Origin of the sequence: Methylosinus sp. C49 (assembly GCF_009936375.1) — a bacterium.
Classification (GTDB): Bacteria; Pseudomonadota; Alphaproteobacteria; order Rhizobiales; family Beijerinckiaceae; genus Methylosinus.
Genome location: NZ_AP022332.1, coordinates 825,905 through 843,144 on the forward strand (window position 1 = coordinate 825,905; position 17,240 = coordinate 843,144).

19 protein-coding genes are annotated in these 17,240 nt (G+C 63.7%); 7 read left to right on the top strand and 12 right to left on the bottom strand.

Features of this window, described 5'->3' with window-relative positions; genetic code table 11:
• Position 1: 1 nt before the first annotated feature.
• Positions 2-646, top strand: coding sequence for a hypothetical protein (locus tag GYH34_RS03815; RefSeq protein WP_161912431.1), 645 nt, complete (start codon positions 2-4; stop codon positions 644-646).
• A gap of 41 nt (positions 647-687) precedes the next feature.
• On the opposite strand, the gene GYH34_RS21870 is transcribed toward GYH34_RS03815, so the two are convergent.
• Positions 688-1,686 (bottom strand): hypothetical protein, encoded by a 999-nt coding sequence (locus GYH34_RS21870; RefSeq protein ID WP_244635256.1) that lies wholly within the window; start codon positions 1,684-1,686, stop codon positions 688-690.
• A 122-nt stretch (positions 1,687-1,808) separates the two neighbouring features.
• Between GYH34_RS21870 and GYH34_RS03825 the strand changes: the two genes are divergently transcribed.
• Entirely contained in the window at positions 1,809-2,645 is an 837-nt protein-coding gene (locus GYH34_RS03825) for a nitroreductase family protein (RefSeq protein ID WP_161912433.1), read from the top strand.
• A gap of 11 nt (positions 2,646-2,656) precedes the next feature.
• Here the strand turns inward: GYH34_RS03825 and GYH34_RS03830 are convergent, their stop codons facing one another.
• From GYH34_RS03830 to GYH34_RS03855, 6 genes are all read right to left on the bottom strand, one after another.
• Positions 2,657-3,481, bottom strand: coding sequence for an ABC transporter permease (locus GYH34_RS03830; protein ID WP_161912434.1), 825 nt, complete (start codon positions 3,479-3,481; stop codon positions 2,657-2,659).
• Between the two features lie 43 nt (positions 3,482-3,524).
• Positions 3,525-4,277: an ABC transporter ATP-binding protein gene (locus GYH34_RS03835; protein WP_161912435.1), complete on the bottom strand. Its 753-nt coding sequence runs from the start codon at positions 4,275-4,277 to the stop codon at positions 3,525-3,527.
• The gene (locus GYH34_RS03840) at positions 4,274-5,326 is read right to left on the bottom strand and encodes a YVTN family beta-propeller repeat protein (RefSeq protein WP_161912436.1); all 1,053 of its coding nucleotides are present in this window, start codon (positions 5,324-5,326) and stop codon (positions 4,274-4,276) included. Before GYH34_RS03840 ends, GYH34_RS03835 begins: the two co-directional genes overlap by 4 nt.
• 74 nt (positions 5,327-5,400) lie before the next feature.
• The gene (locus tag GYH34_RS03845) at positions 5,401-6,585 is read right to left on the bottom strand and encodes an ABC transporter substrate-binding protein (RefSeq protein ID WP_161912437.1); all 1,185 of its coding nucleotides are present in this window, start codon (positions 6,583-6,585) and stop codon (positions 5,401-5,403) included.
• A 28-nt stretch (positions 6,586-6,613) separates the two neighbouring features.
• Positions 6,614-7,018, bottom strand: a complete 405-nt coding sequence (locus GYH34_RS03850) for a calcium-binding protein (RefSeq protein WP_161912438.1) — start codon at positions 7,016-7,018, stop codon at positions 6,614-6,616.
• A 94-nt stretch (positions 7,019-7,112) separates the two neighbouring features.
• Entirely contained in the window at positions 7,113-8,519 is a 1,407-nt protein-coding gene (locus GYH34_RS03855) for a histidine kinase (protein ID WP_161912439.1), read from the bottom strand.
• A gap of 120 nt (positions 8,520-8,639) precedes the next feature.
• Between GYH34_RS03855 and GYH34_RS03860 the strand changes: the two genes are divergently transcribed.
• Positions 8,640-9,272 (top strand): response regulator transcription factor, encoded by a 633-nt coding sequence (locus GYH34_RS03860; RefSeq protein WP_161912440.1) that lies wholly within the window; start codon positions 8,640-8,642, stop codon positions 9,270-9,272.
• Between the two features lie 231 nt (positions 9,273-9,503).
• Here GYH34_RS03860 and ettA read toward each other — a convergent pair whose 3' ends face one another.
• Positions 9,504-11,156 carry an energy-dependent translational throttle protein EttA gene (gene ettA, locus GYH34_RS03865; protein WP_161912441.1) on the bottom strand — a complete coding sequence of 551 codons (1,653 nt, stop codon included), beginning with the start codon at positions 11,154-11,156 and terminating at the stop codon, positions 9,504-9,506.
• A gap of 181 nt (positions 11,157-11,337) precedes the next feature.
• On the opposite strand from ettA, the gene GYH34_RS03870 reads away from it, so the two are divergent.
• From GYH34_RS03870 to ppa, 4 genes are all read left to right on the top strand, one after another.
• Positions 11,338-12,330 carry an NAD-dependent epimerase/dehydratase family protein gene (locus GYH34_RS03870; RefSeq protein ID WP_161912442.1) on the top strand — a complete coding sequence of 331 codons (993 nt, stop codon included), beginning with the start codon at positions 11,338-11,340 and terminating at the stop codon, positions 12,328-12,330.
• Positions 12,331-12,445: 115 nt separating this feature from the next.
• Positions 12,446-13,318, top strand: a complete 873-nt coding sequence (locus tag GYH34_RS03875; RefSeq protein ID WP_161912443.1) for an undecaprenyl-diphosphate phosphatase — start codon at positions 12,446-12,448, stop codon at positions 13,316-13,318.
• Between the two features lie 117 nt (positions 13,319-13,435).
• Positions 13,436-13,957, top strand: a complete 522-nt coding sequence (locus GYH34_RS03880; RefSeq protein ID WP_036293876.1) for a GNAT family N-acetyltransferase — start codon at positions 13,436-13,438, stop codon at positions 13,955-13,957.
• A 26-nt stretch (positions 13,958-13,983) separates the two neighbouring features.
• A complete protein-coding gene (gene ppa, locus GYH34_RS03885) occupies positions 13,984-14,517 on the top strand; it encodes an inorganic diphosphatase (RefSeq protein WP_161912444.1) in 534 nt (177 codons plus the stop codon).
• A 55-nt stretch (positions 14,518-14,572) separates the two neighbouring features.
• On the opposite strand, the gene GYH34_RS03890 is transcribed toward ppa, so the two are convergent.
• From GYH34_RS03890 to metW, 4 genes are all read right to left on the bottom strand, one after another.
• Entirely contained in the window at positions 14,573-14,959 is a 387-nt protein-coding gene (locus tag GYH34_RS03890; protein WP_244635257.1) for a DUF1636 domain-containing protein, read from the bottom strand.
• A gap of 17 nt (positions 14,960-14,976) precedes the next feature.
• Positions 14,977-15,456: a hypothetical protein gene (locus GYH34_RS03895; protein ID WP_161912446.1), complete on the bottom strand. Its 480-nt coding sequence runs from the start codon at positions 15,454-15,456 to the stop codon at positions 14,977-14,979.
• A gap of 91 nt (positions 15,457-15,547) precedes the next feature.
• Positions 15,548-16,339, bottom strand: a complete 792-nt coding sequence (locus GYH34_RS03900; protein ID WP_244635258.1) for a helix-turn-helix domain-containing protein — start codon at positions 16,337-16,339, stop codon at positions 15,548-15,550.
• Positions 16,340-16,559: 220 nt separating this feature from the next.
• The gene (gene metW / locus GYH34_RS03905; RefSeq protein WP_161912447.1) at positions 16,560-17,240 is read right to left on the bottom strand and encodes a methionine biosynthesis protein MetW; all 681 of its coding nucleotides are present in this window, start codon (positions 17,238-17,240) and stop codon (positions 16,560-16,562) included.

Genomic DNA, 17,240 nt, shown 5'->3' on the forward strand with positions numbered 1-17,240 from the left:
CGTGCCGCGAAGCAGGGCATTGCAATGCGCGCTCGATCTCGCGTCGATCCCGCCGATGGCGGCGCGCGCGCGCGAGCTGCCATTGCCCGACGACGTGCTCGAGGTCATTCGCATCGCGGCCGGCTGCGAGGAAACGCTCGATGAGGCCGCGCGTCGCTCCGGCAAGGACAAGAGCTATGTGAAAGCGGCGGCGGAATTCTATGTGCAGCAGATCTTGTTCTTTCCTGCGGCCGATAGCCATCGAATTCTCGGCGTGCGCCCCGGCGCGAGCCGCGCCGATATGCGAAAGCATATGCGCTGGCTGATGATCTGGCTGCATCCCGATCACGCTCATGCCGAATGGAAGACCGTGTTCGCGCGCCGTGTGCTCGCCGCTTGGCGGGATGCGCAAGAATCGCCGGATCAACGCAAGACGCAGGACAGCGCGCGCCGTGCGGTTACGCCAATGCGCCATATCCCATGGGTTCCGCGACCGATCGAGCGGCGTCCCCCGAGATTGCTGATGCCGTCGCTTTTCCTCATCGCGGTCGCGATCATCGTGATCGCAATATTGGTTCCGAGCAGCTTCGTCGAGGCGGAGACGTCCTGGCTCGCGACCCTTTTGCTTCGCGCGGTCGAGGCTCCGAAATCGGGCGCCGGATCATAGGGGCGCGAGGCGAAATCGGCGCAGCCGCATGGCCCCTTTAATCACGCGTCCTTTTCGATGCGCCCAATTTCACGTCGATCGGAGTTTTCAAAATGCAGCACGACGTCAATTTCCAGCAAGAGGCGAAGCGCGCCATGCTCGGGCTCGCGGATGTCGCGGGCCTGCGCTACAAGGCCGGCGACGGCGTGCTTCACATCATTGTTTCGGACCCGCCGAACCACAATGCGCTGACGAAAGCCGCGACGGATAGTCTCTATGAGACGCTTCGCCGATTTCACGAGCTGCCCTTCGATCGTCTCGAGATCGCTTTCGACACGGCTTCCGGCTCTGTCGCTTGCGCCGGTCTCAATCTCCATGACTTCGAAGCCGCGGCGCGGCGCGTCAGTCCCGGCGAAGATCTGCTGGGCGAAGACAATTATTTCGTTCGCGTCACGCAGTTGCTGCGCGAGCTCGGCCGCAGCGTCCCGACGATGGCGCGCGTCGAAGGCCATCTCGTCGGCGCCGGCGTCGAATTGGCGCTCAGCTGCCGCGAGGTCGTTTGCGCGCGATCGGATATCAAAATATTGATGCCGCATCTGCGGATCGGCGTTCCCTATCATACCTTGGGGCTCTGCCATATGGCCGGGCTCATCGGATGGGATGTCATGTCGCGCGCCATGGTGACGGATGCGATCCCAGTGCTGCTGTCCGAGGTTCTCGCCGATCGTCGAAGGGTCGAGCGTTTCACCCCGGCCGAGCGGATCGCTGACGCGAAAATCGCGATCGACCGCATGGCGGCGGTCTTTCAGGGGCGTCCGGCGCAAATCGGCGACGCCTACTTCACCGTCGAGGATCGAACGGGCGAGACGCGCAATATCGCCGAAGCGCATTTGCTGCAAATCCTCGCGCATATCGCTTTCGCCGATGAAATGGACGATCTGTCGCCGGCGCTGCACGAGATCATCGACGCGCCGCGCGTTCGCGCCTCGTCTTGTGTCGGAGCGCGCCTCGCGGAATCGATCGCGGCACATCGACAACGGCCGAAGCGTCTCAATCGTCACTTCTCGAAAGCGATCGGAGCCGGGGAGGAATCGAGGGATGGAGAGGGCGTTCGCGTCTCTATGCCGAATTGAGGCTCGTCGCGATGAAAGCGCAGCGTTGGTGGAAATGAAGGAGTGAGCGCATGGACGATATAAGTCTCGAAAAAGGATTGCGCGAAAGAAGAGCCATTCGGCATTACAGCGATGCGCCGGTCGACGACGCATTGCTCGCGGAAATATTCGAGCTCGCATCATGGGCTCCGTCGCCGGGCAACACGCAAGCCTGGAAGGTGATCGCGCTCGGCCATGACGCATCGAAAGATGTGATCGCGCGCTTCGAGCTGGCCGGATGGGAGTCCGTCTTTCCGGTGCTGGAGCAGGTGCTGCGCAATGGCGGCGTGGAGCCTTCCAAGGTGGACGAGCGCAAGCCGGCGACGGCGAATGAATGGAGGCGCTATGTGACCGGCATGTATCGGCGCTTCTTCGAGGTCAAAGGCGCGCCGCGGCTGGTGCTCGTCTATCGCACCGCGGATCGGCGCAGATATGTCGATCTCGTGCGCTTGTCGCTCTTCGCGCTGCTGCGGCGGGCGGCGCGCGAGCCGAGCCTTCTGCAAGGACTGCGCTGCTTTTTCACCTCGCTGCGCAATGTGCCCGTGCTGGTGCGCGTCAATGCTTTGACGCGCACTTTCGGATTGGCCAATTTCACTTATGCGGTCACGCTCGCCGCGCAGTCGCGTGGCCTATCGACCTGCATTCAATCCAATTATCTCAATGTGCAGCGCGATCTTCGACATTATCTCGGTCTCGGCGCGGAGATCGATATCGTTGCTTCCATATTGATCGGCTACAAGGCCGACGATGCGCTGCCGGCCCCGGAAATGTTCCGAACGCGCAAGCCGGTCGCGGTCGATTGGATCGAGACGACGCCCGGGACAGTCGCAGCGCGTCGCGACGAGCGGGTCTTCGAAGCGGCCCAGTGAGCGGGGGCGGCTCAGCCGCCCTTGCGCATCAGCATTCCCTTGGCGGGATCATAGGCGATGAGCGCGCCTGCCGAGAAGAACGTCGTGTAGCCGGCGACGGCGGCGAGCGAGTCCCAGGAGATTTTCTCATAAAAGGCGAAGCGGATCAGTTCCACCGCATGGGTGAAGGGATTGACGAGGCAGAGCCAATAGAGAACGGGACTCGACTCCTGCACGCGCCACAGCGGATAGAGCGCGGATGAGGCGAAGAACATGGGGAAGATGACGAAATTCATCACGCCCGCGAAATTCTCGAGCTGCTTGATCGCGGATGAGAGCAGCATGCCGAGCGCGCCGAACATCAGTCCTCCGAGCACGAGCGCCGGCAGCACGGTGAGATAGCCGAGCGGCGTCGGCGGCTCGATCTCCCAGAAATAGGCGATGAAGAGATAGGCGTAGACTTGCAATATCGACACGGCGACGCCGGCGAGAAGCTTGGCGCCGAGCAGATACCAGCGCGGAAAGGGCGAGACCAGCAGCGTGCGCATATTGCCCATCTCGCGGTCATAGACCATGGACAGCGAGGATTGCATTCCATTGAAGAGCTGGATCATCGCCATCAATCCCGGCGTGATATAGACCTCGTAGAGAACATAGGTCTCATAGGGCGGGATGATCGACACGCCGAGGACCTGGCGAAAGCCGGCGGCGAAGATCAGCAGCCAAACCAATGGCCGCACCAGCGCGGAGACGAAGCGTTCGCGCTGATGCAGGAAGCGCAGAGCCTCGCGCCAGATTACGCCGGAAAGGCAGATGGCGTATTGGCGCGCGGTGAAGCCGCTGGTTTCCTTCGTCATCGCTGTTCCGCTTTGTCCTCGGGCGTGCGGCGGGAGGGCCGTATCATGCCGCGTCCCGCGCCTTGGCGCCGGTCAATTGCTCGAATGCGGCGCCGATCGACTCCGTCGATGTCGCCGCCATTATATTCGCCGATGTGTCGGCGGCGAGAACCTTGCCCTGGTGCAGCACGACGACATCGTCGCTCGGCGTCACCTCGTCGATGAGATGCGTGGTCCACAGCACGGCGAGCTTGCGCTCGGCGACGAGGGCGCGCACTTGCGCGAGAATATCGGCGCGCGCCTTTATGTCGAGGCCGACGGTCGGCTCGTCGAGCAGCAGGAGGCGGGGCTCATGCAGCAGCGCGCGCAATATCTCCACGCGGCGCATCTGCCCGCCGGAGAGATCGCGCGCCTTGTCCTTGGCGCGATCGGCGAGGCCGGCGCGCTCCAGCAGCGCGGCGCCGCGTCGCTTCGCCTCGCCGGCGCCTATGCCGTGCAGCGCGGCGTGATAGATGAAATTCTGCATCACGCTCAATTCGAGATCGAGCGTGCGCGCCTGGAAGACGACGCCGAGCCGGCGCAGCGCCGCGCCGCTCTCGCGCGCGACATCATGGCCGAAGATCGCGATCTTTCCCTCGCGCGCAGCGTAGAGACGCGTGATGAGCGAGAAGAGCGTGCTCTTGCCGGCGCCATTGAGGCCGAGCAGCACGGTGAAGCTTCCCGCCGCGACGGAAAAGCTCACATCGTCCAGCGCGCGCCGCGCGCCATAGCTGTGGCCGATATGCGCGACGTCGAGCGCGAGCGGTTCGTCGGTCATTTGGTGGCGACCGCAATGCCCCAGGGGAAGGCGCCGACGGGAATGGACTTCAGCACTTTCAGGCTGGCGGCGTCGACGATTGAGATGTCATTGGAGACGCCATTGGCGGTCAGGAGATATTTCTCGTCCGGCGTGAAGGCGAGATGCCAGACGCGCTGGCCGACGAGCAGATATTTTTCGATCTTTTTCGTCGCAGTGTCGATGACGGCGACGCGATTGGCCGGGCCGAGCGCGACAAAGGCGCGCTTGCCGTCATTAGTGAAGGCGATGCCGATCGGCTGGATCGCCTCCTTGGAGAGGCCCGGAATCTCGAAGCGGATTTTCTGCGTCACCTTATGGCTCAGCGGATCAATGACGGAGACCGTGCCGCCGATCTCCGACGACACCCACAGCTCGGAAGCGTCCGGCTTGAAGGCGGCGAAGCGCGGGCGCGCATCGACCAGCACATTGGCGATGATCTGCTTCGTCTGCGTGTCGATGAGATGCGCCATATTGGTGGTCTCGGACGTATTGACGAGAATGCGTCCGTCCGGGCTCACCGCCATGCCTTCCGGCTCGACGCCGACAGGCACGTCGCCGACCTGGCGCTTGGTCTTGGTGTCGATCATGGTGACGAGATTGTCGTTCTCGTTCGACACATAGACGGTCTTGCCGTCGGGACTCAATATCATCAGCTCGGGATCGGGGCCGGATGGCAGATTGCCGGTGATCTTGAGCGTTTTGGTGTCGAGCACCTGAATCGTGTCGTCGTCGCCGGCGCAGATATAGACCTCGGAATTGTCCTTGGAGATCTCTATGCCGCGCGGCCGGCGGCCGACTTTCACGGTTTTGATCGCCTCCATCTTGTCAGTGTCGATGATGGTGACGCTATTGCCCTTCTCATTGCTGACATAGGCGGTGAAGGCCTGGGCGGGGGAGGCGCTCACGATTGCGAGAAGGGCGAGCGATCGAACCAGCGCGCGCTCCTTCTCCCACTTGTGGGAGAAGGTGTCGCGCGAATGCGCGACGGATGAGGGCGAGCCGCCGAGCTGTCTCGAATGGACCCTCATCCGACCCGGCTGCGCCGGGCCATCTTCTCCCGCAAACGGGAGAAGGAATCGCGCGCCGAGATTTCTGATCGTTTTCATTTCAGCCTGCATTTGGTTTCGGGCTTGTCGACGCCCAATGTGTCGAGCTCGGAGGTCTGATGCAGGAAGCCGTCCTGCGGCGACACAGAGACGATCATGCGTCCGTCGCCGAGCAGGATAGGCTGGCGCAGCTGACGATTCCAGGGTCGCAGCGACAGGCGTACGCCTTTGAAGGCGGCAATGGTGAATTCAGGACCCAAAAGATAGTCGCGCAGCGCTTTCGGATCGGCGGAGCCGGCTCTGGTCGTCGCTTCGCCGATCATGCGCGCCGCGACCCAGGCCTGATGATCGCGCGCATTCATGCCGTGGTGAAACTGAGCGCGAAAGCGATTTTGTAGCTGCACCGCGCCCCATTGCTCATGAGAGGCGTCCCAGCTCGTCGGAACGAGCCCGGCCGAGCCCGCTACGGGACGCGGATCGAAATTGCGATAGGGCAGATAATTGCCGAAAACCTCGCTCTCGTCCGCGGCGATCAGCACGTCATAATTTGCGCCCTGCGTCAGCGGCGGAATCAGCCGCTGCGTCTGCACGCTGCCGGAATCGGAGCGGCGTCCGCCCTCGGTGTCGACATAGACGCGCTCGTCGACGATCTTCGCGCCGAATTTCTTCGCGCTGGCGCGATAGGCCGCGGCGAGCAGCTCATCCTGCGGATGCGAGCCCTTGATGACGAGCCAGCGGCGCCATTGCTTCCAGACGAGATATTGCGCCAGCCCATCGGTCAGCATGGAGCGCGTCGGCGCGACATGAATGACATTGGCGCGGCAATCTTCCTCGCGCAGCCTGTCGTCTGCCGCGCTCACATTGAGGAGGAGCGCGTCGCGCGATTTCAGCGCATCGGCGACATGTAGAAGATCGTCGGCGGAAAGATCGGCGAGTATCGCCACGGCGCCCTGGTCGAGCAGCTTTTGCGCGGCGGCGACCGCATCGTCGCCGGGCGCGAGCTTCTCGTCGACGGCCTCATAGCTCTGGCCGGTGAAGCGGCCTGTGGTGTTGTCGTCGGCGACGCCGATCAGCGCGCCGGCGAGCGTGTCGTCCTCGGCCGGCAGGTCGAGGATCGACAATGTTTCGCTGGAGTGCTGCTGGCGCAGCACGCCCAGCTTCACCCGCAGCGGCTCGGCGGCGGCGGGAATTATGGCGAGAATGGCGGCGACCGACGCCCCGATGACGCAACGCTTTATCATGATGCGTGTCGGCCGCTCCTTTTTTCGCTCAGCGAATCAGCTTCAGCAGCGCCTGACCCGCCTTGGACTTCATCTCCTTGGCGTCGAGCGTGCCCTCGTCGTCCTTGTCGGCCGCTTTGAACAGCTTGCCGACGAGGGCGAGATATTCCTCTTTCGTGAGCGTTTTGTCATCGTCTGGATCGGCGGCGGCGAAATCTTTCTTGCCGATGCGCGCGCCGACCTCCTTGCGGTCGACCGTGCCGTCATTGTCCTTCTCGAGCTTGTCGAAGACGGTGGTGGCGGCCTTGCTCACCTCGGCGAGATCGAGCGTGCCGTCATTATCCGTGTCGAAGCTCTTGATCGGCGAGGGCGCCGCCAAAACAGGCTGCGCGACCATGGCCGATGCGAGGCACAGTCCAGCGCCGAGGGCGATAATGTGAAATTTAGCCGTCATATCTTGCCTCCGTTTCCCGACGAAAATCGCGAGATTCTCCCAATATAGTCAGAGCCGGCCGATCGCACAAAGCGTACGTATGGATGCAGCCCCGCTACAGATCGTCGCCCTCGCGCTCTTCCGTCTCGGGCGGCTCCTCCACCTCGGGCAGCGGCAGCAGCACCTCTATCCGCGTGCCGCCTTTCGGCCGCGGCTCCATGCGCATCAGCCCGCCGAGCGCATGGACGCGCTCGCTCATGCCGATGAGGCCGAGGCCGAATCGGCGCTCGTCCGGCAGGCCGACGCCATCGTCCTCGACCAGAACGCGCAACGCCTCGGCGCCGCCCGCCTCCGCGAGCTCCGGCGGCGCCTCGACGAATTCCAGCTGCGCCTCGGCATTGGCGGCGGATGCGTGACGGAAAATATTGGTGAGCGATTCCTGCACCACGCGATAGGCGGTCAGCGCGATCTTCTCGTCGAGGCAGGAGAGATCATGCGCGATGCGCAGCGACAGCCGCACATCGGCGCGACTGCCGGTCCAGGAGGCGAAGAGCCCGCGCAACGCCGCCTCGAGGCCGAGCTCGCTCATCGCCGGCGGGCGCAGCCGCTCGAGCATTCGCCGCAGCAGCGTCTGCAGCGCCTGTCCGGCGGCGTCTATATTCGCGCAGGTGCGCCGCAGCAGCTCGGGATCGGGAAAATTTCCCGAGGCCGCGGCGACGAGCGTGGCGGCGCCGGCGCGGATGGAGAAGAGACATGGGCCGGCTTCGTCATGCAGATCGCGGGCAATGTCGCGGCGCTCGGAATCCTGCACGGCGAACAGCCGATCGATGAGCGAATGATTCTCCTCGGTCACGCGATCGAGCGTCGCGGCGAGCGAATTGAGCTTTTGGGAAATATTCCTGAATTCGGAGGCGCCGCGCAGATCGAGACGCACATCCTTCTCGCCCGCCTCGAGCCGCGCCAGGCCGCGCCCCAGCGAGTCGAAAGGCGAGAGCGTGCGGCTCAGCAGCGTCAGCACCAGCGCGAGCATCAGCAATGTGACGGCGAGGCTGATCGCGCCGAGCCATAGGAGGTCGGACCAAATTTCGGCGAGCTCGTCCACCGGATCGAAGATGATGGCGATATTGCCGTATTGGACGTCGCCGATGCGCGCGGGAATGATGTCGATCTTGGGCGTCGGCGCGAACAGGCTCACGAACCAATCCGGCACGCCCGTCTGCATCTCCTTGCGCCATTTCGAGTCGAAGCTCGGGGCGATATCGTCATTGGGCAATATCTCTATCTCTATGTGGCGCAGATTGCGTAGATTCTCGAACAGCCTGCGCAGCGCGGGGATCGGGTCCTTGGTCTCCTGCACGCTGGCGAGCGCGGTCTCGACCAGCTCATGCGCCAAATGCTCTATGCTCTCCGCCTCGGCGCGCACGCGCGGTCCGGCGTGGCCGATCATGATCGCCACATTGACCGCGAGCATCGCCGTGAGGACGACGGCGATGAGCCAGCCGAGCCTCGCCTTCAAGGACATGGAACGCTCCCGATCTCGCCCTCGCGCCGACGCGCCGTGAGGGTGGGCGCAAGGCCGCCGATTGACAAACAAGATTTTGCATTCGCATAGTAATCTTCTCTAGAACAATGGCTATGCCCGATGCGCGTGCTGATCGTCGACGACCATCCCATGGTGATTGCCGGATGCCGCGGCATGTTGTCCGGGCAATCCGACATAGAAGTGCTGGAGGCGCGCGACGCCGACGCCGCGCTCGAGGCGCATGCCTCCGCGCAGCCGGACGTCATCGTGCTCGACATAAATCTTCCAGGGCTCTCGGGCTTCGAGCTGCTGCGGCGCATGCTGAAGCGCAAGCCGGATACCAAGGCGATCGTCTTCACCATGAATGACGATCCCGTCTTCGCCGCGCGCTCGATCGAGCATGGCGCCAAGGGCTATCTCGCCAAGAGCGAGGATCCGGCGCAATTCGTGAAGGCCGTGCGCATGGTCGCCGCGGGCGAGCGCTATCTCTCCAATCAGGTGGCGCAAAAGCTCGCTTTCTTCGATCAGAAGCACGGCGCCAATCCGCTCGATGGGCTGAGCGGCCGCGAGCTGGAGATTTTGCGCCTGCTCGCGGAAGGCAAGGGAATGGCGGAGATCGCGCATATCATGCGCGTGTCCTACAAAACGGTGGCGAACAGCTGCTCGCTGCTGAAGCGCAAGCTCGCCGCGCGCTCGCGCGCCGATCTCATCCGCATCGCCGTCGAGAATAAATTGGCGAAAGAGCTGGTCTGAATCGTTGCGCGATCATTCTCCCGTGCTCGGGAGAATGTGGTCCTCGCTCCGGCGAGGGTCGGATGAGCGCGCGTCGAGCTCGGGATTGCCGATTTCTATCGGGAATATTCGGACATTTTTTCGGGAAAAATTAGAAAGAGACGTCCCGCGGATATTCATCCGACCTTTGCTTTGCGAGAGCCGCCTTCTCCCGCGCGCGATCGCTTCGCGGGAGAAGGTCGGGGCAGGGGCTCAGCGCGAGAATTTCTTATATTTCAGCCGATGCGGGATGACGCTGTCGATGCCGAGGCGACGTTTCTTGTCCTCCTCGTAATCGGCAAAATTGCCCTCGAACCATTCCACATGCGAATCGCCCTCGAAGGCGAGCATATGCGTGGCGATGCGATCGAGGAAGAAACGGTCATGCGAGATGATGACCGCGCAGCCGGCGTAATCGACCAGCGCTTCTTCCAGCGCGCGCAGCGTGTCGACGTCGAGATCATTGGTCGGCTCGTCGAGCAGCAGAACATTGGCGCCCTGCTTCAGAATCTTGGCGAGATGCACGCGGTTGCGCTCGCCGCCCGAGAGCATGCCGACCTTCTTCTGCTGGTCGGTTCCCTTGAAGTTGAAGGCGCCGCAATAGGCGCGCGAGTTGATCTCGCGCTTGCCGAGATAGATGATGTCATTGCCGCCGGAAATCTCTTCCCACACGGTCTTCTTGTCGTCGAGCGCGTCGCGCGACTGGTCCACATAGCCGAGCTGCACGCTCTCGCCGACGGTGACGGAGCCATTGTCGGGCTTCTCCTGGCCCGTGATCATGCGGAACAGCGTCGTCTTGCCGGCGCCGTTGGGGCCGATCACGCCGACAATGCCGCCGGGCGGCAGCTTGAAGGTCAGATCGTCGATGAGCAGGCGATCGCCGAAGGCCTTCGACACATGCTCGACATCGATGACATTGGCGCCGAGACGCTCGGCCACCGGAATGACGATCTGCGCCGTCGTCGGCGCCTTCTCGTTCTGCTTGGCGACCAATTCCTCATAGCGCTGGATGCGCGCCTTGGATTTGGCCTGGCGCGCTTTGGGCGAGGCGGCGATCCACTCGCTCTCCGCCTCGAGGGCGCGCTGGCGGGCCTTGTCCTCGCTGCTCTCCTGGGCGAGGCGCTTCTGCTTCTGCTTCAGCCAGCTGGTGTAATTCCCCTCATAGGGGATGCCGCGGCCGCGATCGAGCTCGAGAATCCACCCCGTCACATTGTCGAGGAAGTAGCGGTCGTGGGTGACGATGAGGATCGCGCCCGGATAATTGCGCAAATGGCCCTCGAGCCAATTCACCGTCTCGGCGTCGAGATGGTTGGTCGGCTCGTCGAGCAGCAGCATTTCCGGCTGCTCGAGCAGCAGGCGGCACAGCGCCACGCGGCGCCGCTCGCCGCCGGAGAGCTTGGTGACGTCGGCGTCGTCGGAGGGGCAGCCGAGCGCCTCCATGGCCTGATCTACCTGGCTGTCGAGATCCCACAGGCCCTTGGCCTCGATCTCGTCCTGCAGGCGGGTCATCTCGTCGGCGGTCTCGTCCGAGTAATTCACCGCGAGATCATTGTAGCGATCGAGAATGGCCTTTTTGTCGGCGACGCCGAGCATGATATTGCCGCGCACGTCGAGCTCTGGATCGAGCTGCGGCTCCTGCGGCAGATAGCCGACGCGCGCGCCTTCGGCGACGAAGCCCTCGCCGGTATACTCCTTGTCCATGCCGCCCATGATGCGCAGCAATGTGGATTTACCGGCGCCGTTGACGCCGAGCACGCCGATCTTCGCGTCCGGGTAGAAGGACAAATGGACATTGTCGAGGACCTTCTTGCCGCCCGGATAGGTCTTGGTGAGACCTTGCATATGATAGATGAACTGCCGCGCCATGGGTGATCGGTCCCGCTAGAGAAAAATGCTCGGCGCGATGTTTAGCGCCTTTTGGGCGGAAGTGAAAACCGGCTTTTTGCGTCGGGGCCGGCGTGGTCGCGGAAGGCCCGTACGGCGCCGGAAGTTGACAGCGGCGGGCCTTTTCCGCCAGAGGTTGGCCGTCTCCAACGAGAGCGGGCTCATGCGCGTCTTCGTGACCGGCACGGCCGGATTCATCGGCTTCCATCTCGCGCAGCGCCTGCTCGAGCTCGGCCACAGGGTCGACGGCTTCGACGGGCTCACGCCTTATTACGATGTGACGCTGAAAGAGGCGCGCCACGCCCGGCTCGCCGGCTTCGAAGCATTTCGCCCCCATATCGCCATGCTCGAGGATATGGAGGCGCTGACCCGCGCCGTCACGGCGGCGGAGCCGGATGTCATCGTCCATCTCGCGGCGCAGGCGGGCGTTCGCTACAGCCTCGAGAATCCGCGCGCCTATGTGGACGCCAATCTCGTCGGCGGCTTCAATATTCTCGAGCTGGCGCGGGCGCGCGGCGTTCGCCATCTGCTGATGGCCTCCACCAGCTCCGTCTATGGCGGCAATCAGGACGTTCCTTTTTTAGAGAGCGAGCGCGCCGATTTTCCGCTCACCCTCTACGCCGCCACGAAAAAGGCCAATGAGGCCATGGCGCATTCCTATGCGCATCTGTGGTCCATTCCGACGACCATGTTCCGCTTCTTCACCGTCTACGGCCCCTGGGGCCGGCCGGATATGGCGCTGTTCAAATTCGTCGACGCCATAGAGAAGGGCCGGCCGATCGACATCTACAATCACGGCGAGATGCAGCGCGATTTCACCTATGTCGGCGATCTCGTCGAGGCGATCACGCGGCTCGTGGACCGCGCGCCGCAGATCGGCGCGGACGGGTCGGTCTCGCCGGTCGCCCCGTTCCGCATCGTCAATATCGGGCGCGGCGAACCGGTGGGCCTGCTCGATTTCATCGAGGCGATCGAGCGCAAATTGGGCAAGACGGCGGTCCGCAACTATCTCGAGATGCAGAAGGGCGACGCCCCCCGCACCTTCGCCGATTGCTCGCTGCTCGAGCGGCTGACCGGCTATCGTCCGCAGACCTCGGTGGAGGAGGGCGTCTCGGCCTTCGTCGACTGGTATCGCGCCTATTATGACGCCGCCTGACGCCGGAGCCGTGAGCAATCCTTAACCATCTGTCTGAGACAAGACCGTAACCGCCGCGCGGGGGCGATTCGCGTCCTTTCGGCGCGGCCTTGGCCCTCGTTTCGGAGAGCGTTTCATGGGCTTGGCTTGCACTTCAGGTCTCGATACCGGCTTCGTCGAGCTCGGCTATGCGAAAGTGGCGGCGCTCGGCGTCGTGCAGGGCGTCACCGAGCTTCTCCCCATTTCCTCCACGGCGCATATGCGCATCGTGCCGGCGCTGCTCGGCTGGAAGGACCCGGGCTCGGCCTTCTCGGCCGCCATGCAGCTCGCCGCCCTCGCCGCCGTCGTCAGCTATTTCTGGAAAGACATCCGCGGGATCGCCTTCGGCTCCGTCCAGGCGGCGCTGCGGCGCGATTTCAGCGATTGGAACTTCCGCTTCCTCATCTGGATCATCCTCGCCACCATCCCCATCGGCCTCGCCGGCCTCGCGCTCTCCGGCGTGCTGAACGCCTGCGGCTCGCCGCTGCGCTCGCTGACGGTCATCGGCATTTCCTGCATCGTCATGGCGGCGCTGCTCGCCATCGCCGAGCTCTATTGCAACCACTCCCGCACTCTGGACCATGTGAGCCTGAAGGACGCGCTGGTCGTCGGCTTCGCCCAGGTGGGGGCGCTGGTGCCGGGCGTCTCGCGCTCCGGCTCTACCTTGACCGCGGCCCTGTTCCTGGACCTCAAGCGTGAGCAGGCGGCGCAATTCTCCTTTCTGCTCGGCCTGCCGGCCATCACCCTCGCAGGCCTCAAGGAGCTCTATGAGCTGCACAAGGCCCATCTCGACGGCCATGGCTGGTCGGTGCTGGCGGTCGGCCTCGTCGTCGCCTCCATTTCGGCCTTTGCGGCGATCTGGGGGCTGATGCGCTTTCTGGAGCGTTTCTCCACCTGGCCCTTCGTCGCCTACCGGGCTTTTATCGGCGTGGTCCTGCTCGTGGGCGCCGCCACCGGCCTATTGTCTTGAGCCGCAAGGGAGGCGGCGCCGATTCGGCCAATTCGGCGCCGCGATCTTTTATTTTTGTTCGCTTTGTCGGCGCCCGGCTCTTGCCGAAACAGGCCCTCGGGACCTAACATCGGAGCCATGGTCGAGACCGCCACCCTCATTCGCCATGCTGGACCCGGCGACGCCGAGGCGATCACGCATGTGCACGACGCCTCCTGGCGAGACGCCTATCGCGGCGTCATCCCGGGGGGAGAGCTCGAGCGCATGATCGCCCGCCGCGGGCCGCAATGGTGGGCGCGGGCGATCGTGCGGGGCAGCGGCATTCTGGTGCTGGAATTCGACCAGGACGTCGTCGGCTATGTCACCTATGGGCGCAATCGCGTGCCCTCCATGCCTTACTCGGGCGAGATCTTCGAGATTTATCTGCTGCCCGAATATCAGGGCCTCGGCTTCGGCCGACGCCTGTTCAACGCCGCGCGGCAGGAGCTCGCCGCGCATGGCTACCTCTCCACCATAGTCTGGGCCTTGGCCGATAACGACAAGGCTCTCGCCTTTTATCGGCGGCTCGGCGGCCTCACCGTCCGCCGCGCGGAAGAGCGCTTCGGCGACGACATGCTGGCGCGCGTCGCCTTCGGATTCGTCTCCGCGCCCGTCCGCTGACTTTTCCCACTGTCAGGAGCTACTAGATGCGTCTCGACGCCATTGAAATCGGCGCGAATCCTCCATTCGAAGTCAATGTCGTGATCGAAGTGCCGCTCGGCGGCGAGCCGATCAAATATGAGCTCGACAAAGCTTCGGGAACGCTCGTCGTCGACCGTTTCCTCTATACGTCGATGCGCTATCCCGGCAATTACGGCTTCATCCCGCACACTCTGTCGGAAGACGGCGACCCCTGCGACGTGCTGGTCGCCAATACGCGGCCGATCGCGCCCGGCGCGCTGATCGCCGTGCGCCCGATCGGCGTGCTCTACATGCGCGACGAGGCCGGCGGCGACGAGAAGATCATCGCCGTGCCCGCGCCCAAGCTCACCAAGCGCTACGACAAGGTGCAGAACTACACCGACCTGCCGGAGATCACGACGCGGCAGATCGAGCATTTCTTCGCCCATTACAAGGACCTCGAGCCCGGCAAATGGGTCGAGGCGGCCGGCTGGGGCGACGCCGCGGCGGCGCACAAGATCATCAATGAATCGATCGAGCGGGCGAAAAAGGCCGAGTAGAAAAGCGAATAGCGAGCGGCGAAAACTATTCGCTACTCGCTATTTCGCTATTTGCTCACCCCTTCGGCGCCGGCGGCGTGCGCGAGATTATCCCCTTGCGCATGGCGTCCGGCCGATCCTTCTTCGGCACCAGGCCGGTTTCCGACGCCGTGTAGCGGCGCGCCGACTCGATGAGATCATCCACATCGGCGACCTTGTCGAAATCGCCCAGCACATAGGTCCATTTGCCGCGCGCGGCCATGGCCACGGTGCAGGGGCGCGAGCACACGCCGAGACACTCCACCGGCTCCGCCGCGACGATCGCGCGATCCTCCGCCGTCAGGCGCGCGCTGAAGGCCTCGAGCAGCGCATTGCCCGGGCGGACCTCTGGATCGTCCTTCGCGCGGCAGACGGTGCACACATAGACTGTCGTTTCCGGGACTGTCGTTTCCGGCTCGCTCACCTGACCTCCTTCGCCGCTCACTTCGGCGGCTCATATTTGCACTGCGCCCCGCCGCCGGCCTTTTGCGCTGCTTCATCCGGCTCGACCGCGCAGTCGAGAGCGGACGCCGCAGCATAAATCGTTCCGGCTGCGCCGTCGGTCGGCACGCCCACTTCCAGCAGCGTCGCGAATATCTCATGCGCGAGACGGCCGGAGAGCTGGACCTTCTTCTGGCCGAACGTCAGCTCGCATGCATGCTGTGTGATGTCCACATTGCTCGCGCGGCAGCTGATCGAATCGACAGCCACTTCTATCGTCTTGCCCTTGGGAAAAGCGACCTTCGCATGTCCGTCGGCGAGCTTGGCGAGCGCCGCCTTCTCGGCCGGCTTCACCGCCGGCGAATGCTTGCCGACGAGAGCGGCGAGCGACAAGGCTCCGGCGCCGTCCGTCGTCGAGGCGGCGAAAGCGGCGCCATCGGCCGCGAGAATGAAAAGAGCGGTCGCGAAAATCCGTTTCATGCGCAATTCCTTCCGAGCTTCGCGCCTTGCGCGCGAGGGGCGGAGAATTGCGGCATGCGGGGCCGAAATAATGGCGCGAAGGCGGCGAAGCTCAGGCGAGCGCGCCGCGGCTCTCGATCAGATCGCGTCGCTCGGAAGGCAGAGTGGGCTCGCGCTCGCCGCCGCAACATTCGCTCGACAGGCGCGCGACATTCTCGATGGTGACGTCGCGCGTCTCGGTGCGCACGCCGATCTCGCGCAGCTTGGCGAAAGCGCGCGACAATGTCTCCTGCTTGACGCCGAGCCGCGCGGCGATGAGCCGCTTGTCGTAAGGCAGGCGCAGGCTGCAGCTTTCCGCATTCGGCGGACACAGCGTCAGCAGAAAGCGCGCGAGCCGCTGCTCGGCGGTTTGGCCTTTGAGCGATTCGATCTCGCCGATCAGCCCGCTCAGCTTGCGCGCGGTCTCCTCGATCACTGCCGATGCGAGAGAAGGGGATTCGCGCAGCATGAAACGAAATCGCGGCGCGGAGAGCTTCATGAGCTGCGCCGGTCCAATTGCTTCCGCGCCGACGCGATAGTTCTCGCCGTCCGGGCTCAGCGCCTCATAGAGAGTCTCGCCGATATTGCAGATATTGATGAGAGTCTCGTCGCCGCAGGAGGCGGTGCGCGTCAGCTTCACGAATCCGTCGATCACGATCGCCACATGAAGCGCGCGATCGCCTTGACGAAAAATCGTCTGCCCGTCTTCGAACTGTTCTAATTTCGCATCGCGGGTGAGCCGCTGCATCGACTGCGCATCGACAGTCGCAAACATCGGCACGCCTCTAAGAGACGGCGGCTCCGGCATCAGCGCGCTCCCGCGGTCGCCGACTTTTCCGCGCAAATCGGCGCGTTCGTCGGTCATTACTGGCAATCTATCGCGAAGCTTCCCCCTGGGAAAGCGCTCACTCTTGGACAGGAGGTCGCACGAAGCGCGCGCTCCATCTCCGCGAGCGCTCGTAAAAAGCCGCGATCTGCCTTTGATTTCTGGACTTTTGGTGATTTGCGCGGCGATGCATGAAAAAGAGAGAGCGCGGAGTCTCGGCGATATCGCGCAGACGCCGAGCCCCGCGAGATTCAATCGCCTAAGTATTTTTTGCAGCGACGGGCGATATTTTTTTCGGCGCATCGCGCTCGAGCAGGAAGATCGCCTGCGCGCCGAAGAGGTTCCACACCCACCAGGGCGCATTCACGCGGATGGGCGCGCCGGCGTGATCCAGCGCCACGCCGCGCTCTATATGCGCGCCCAGCGCTTCGACGAGATCGACGAAATCCCTGATGGTGCAGAGATGTATGTTGGGCGTGTCGTACCAGGCGTGCGCCAGGGTCGTGGTCTGCGGCATGCGGCCTTTGGCCAGCAGCGACAGCCGCACTTTCCAATGTCCGAAATTGGGGAAGGACACGATCGCGCGCCGGCCGATTCGCAGCATGTCGACCAGCACCTGACGCGGATGATGCGTCGCCTGCAGCGTCTGCGAGAGAATCACATAATCGAATCCGTCGGTCGGATAGTCGCGCAGATCAGTGTCGGCGTCGCCTTGAATCACCGACAAGCCTTTGGCGACGCAATCATTGACGCCGCGCTGCGACAATTCCACGCCGCGTCCATCCACCCGCTTGGTGTCGGCAAGCAATTGCAGCAGCGCGCCGTCGCCGCAGCCGACATCGAGCACGCGGCTGCCCGGCGCGACCATCGCCGCGACGGCGGCGAGATCGAGACGAACCGGGCGCTGCTGCGCGCTCTGCGGAAAGATGGGAGCGTTCAT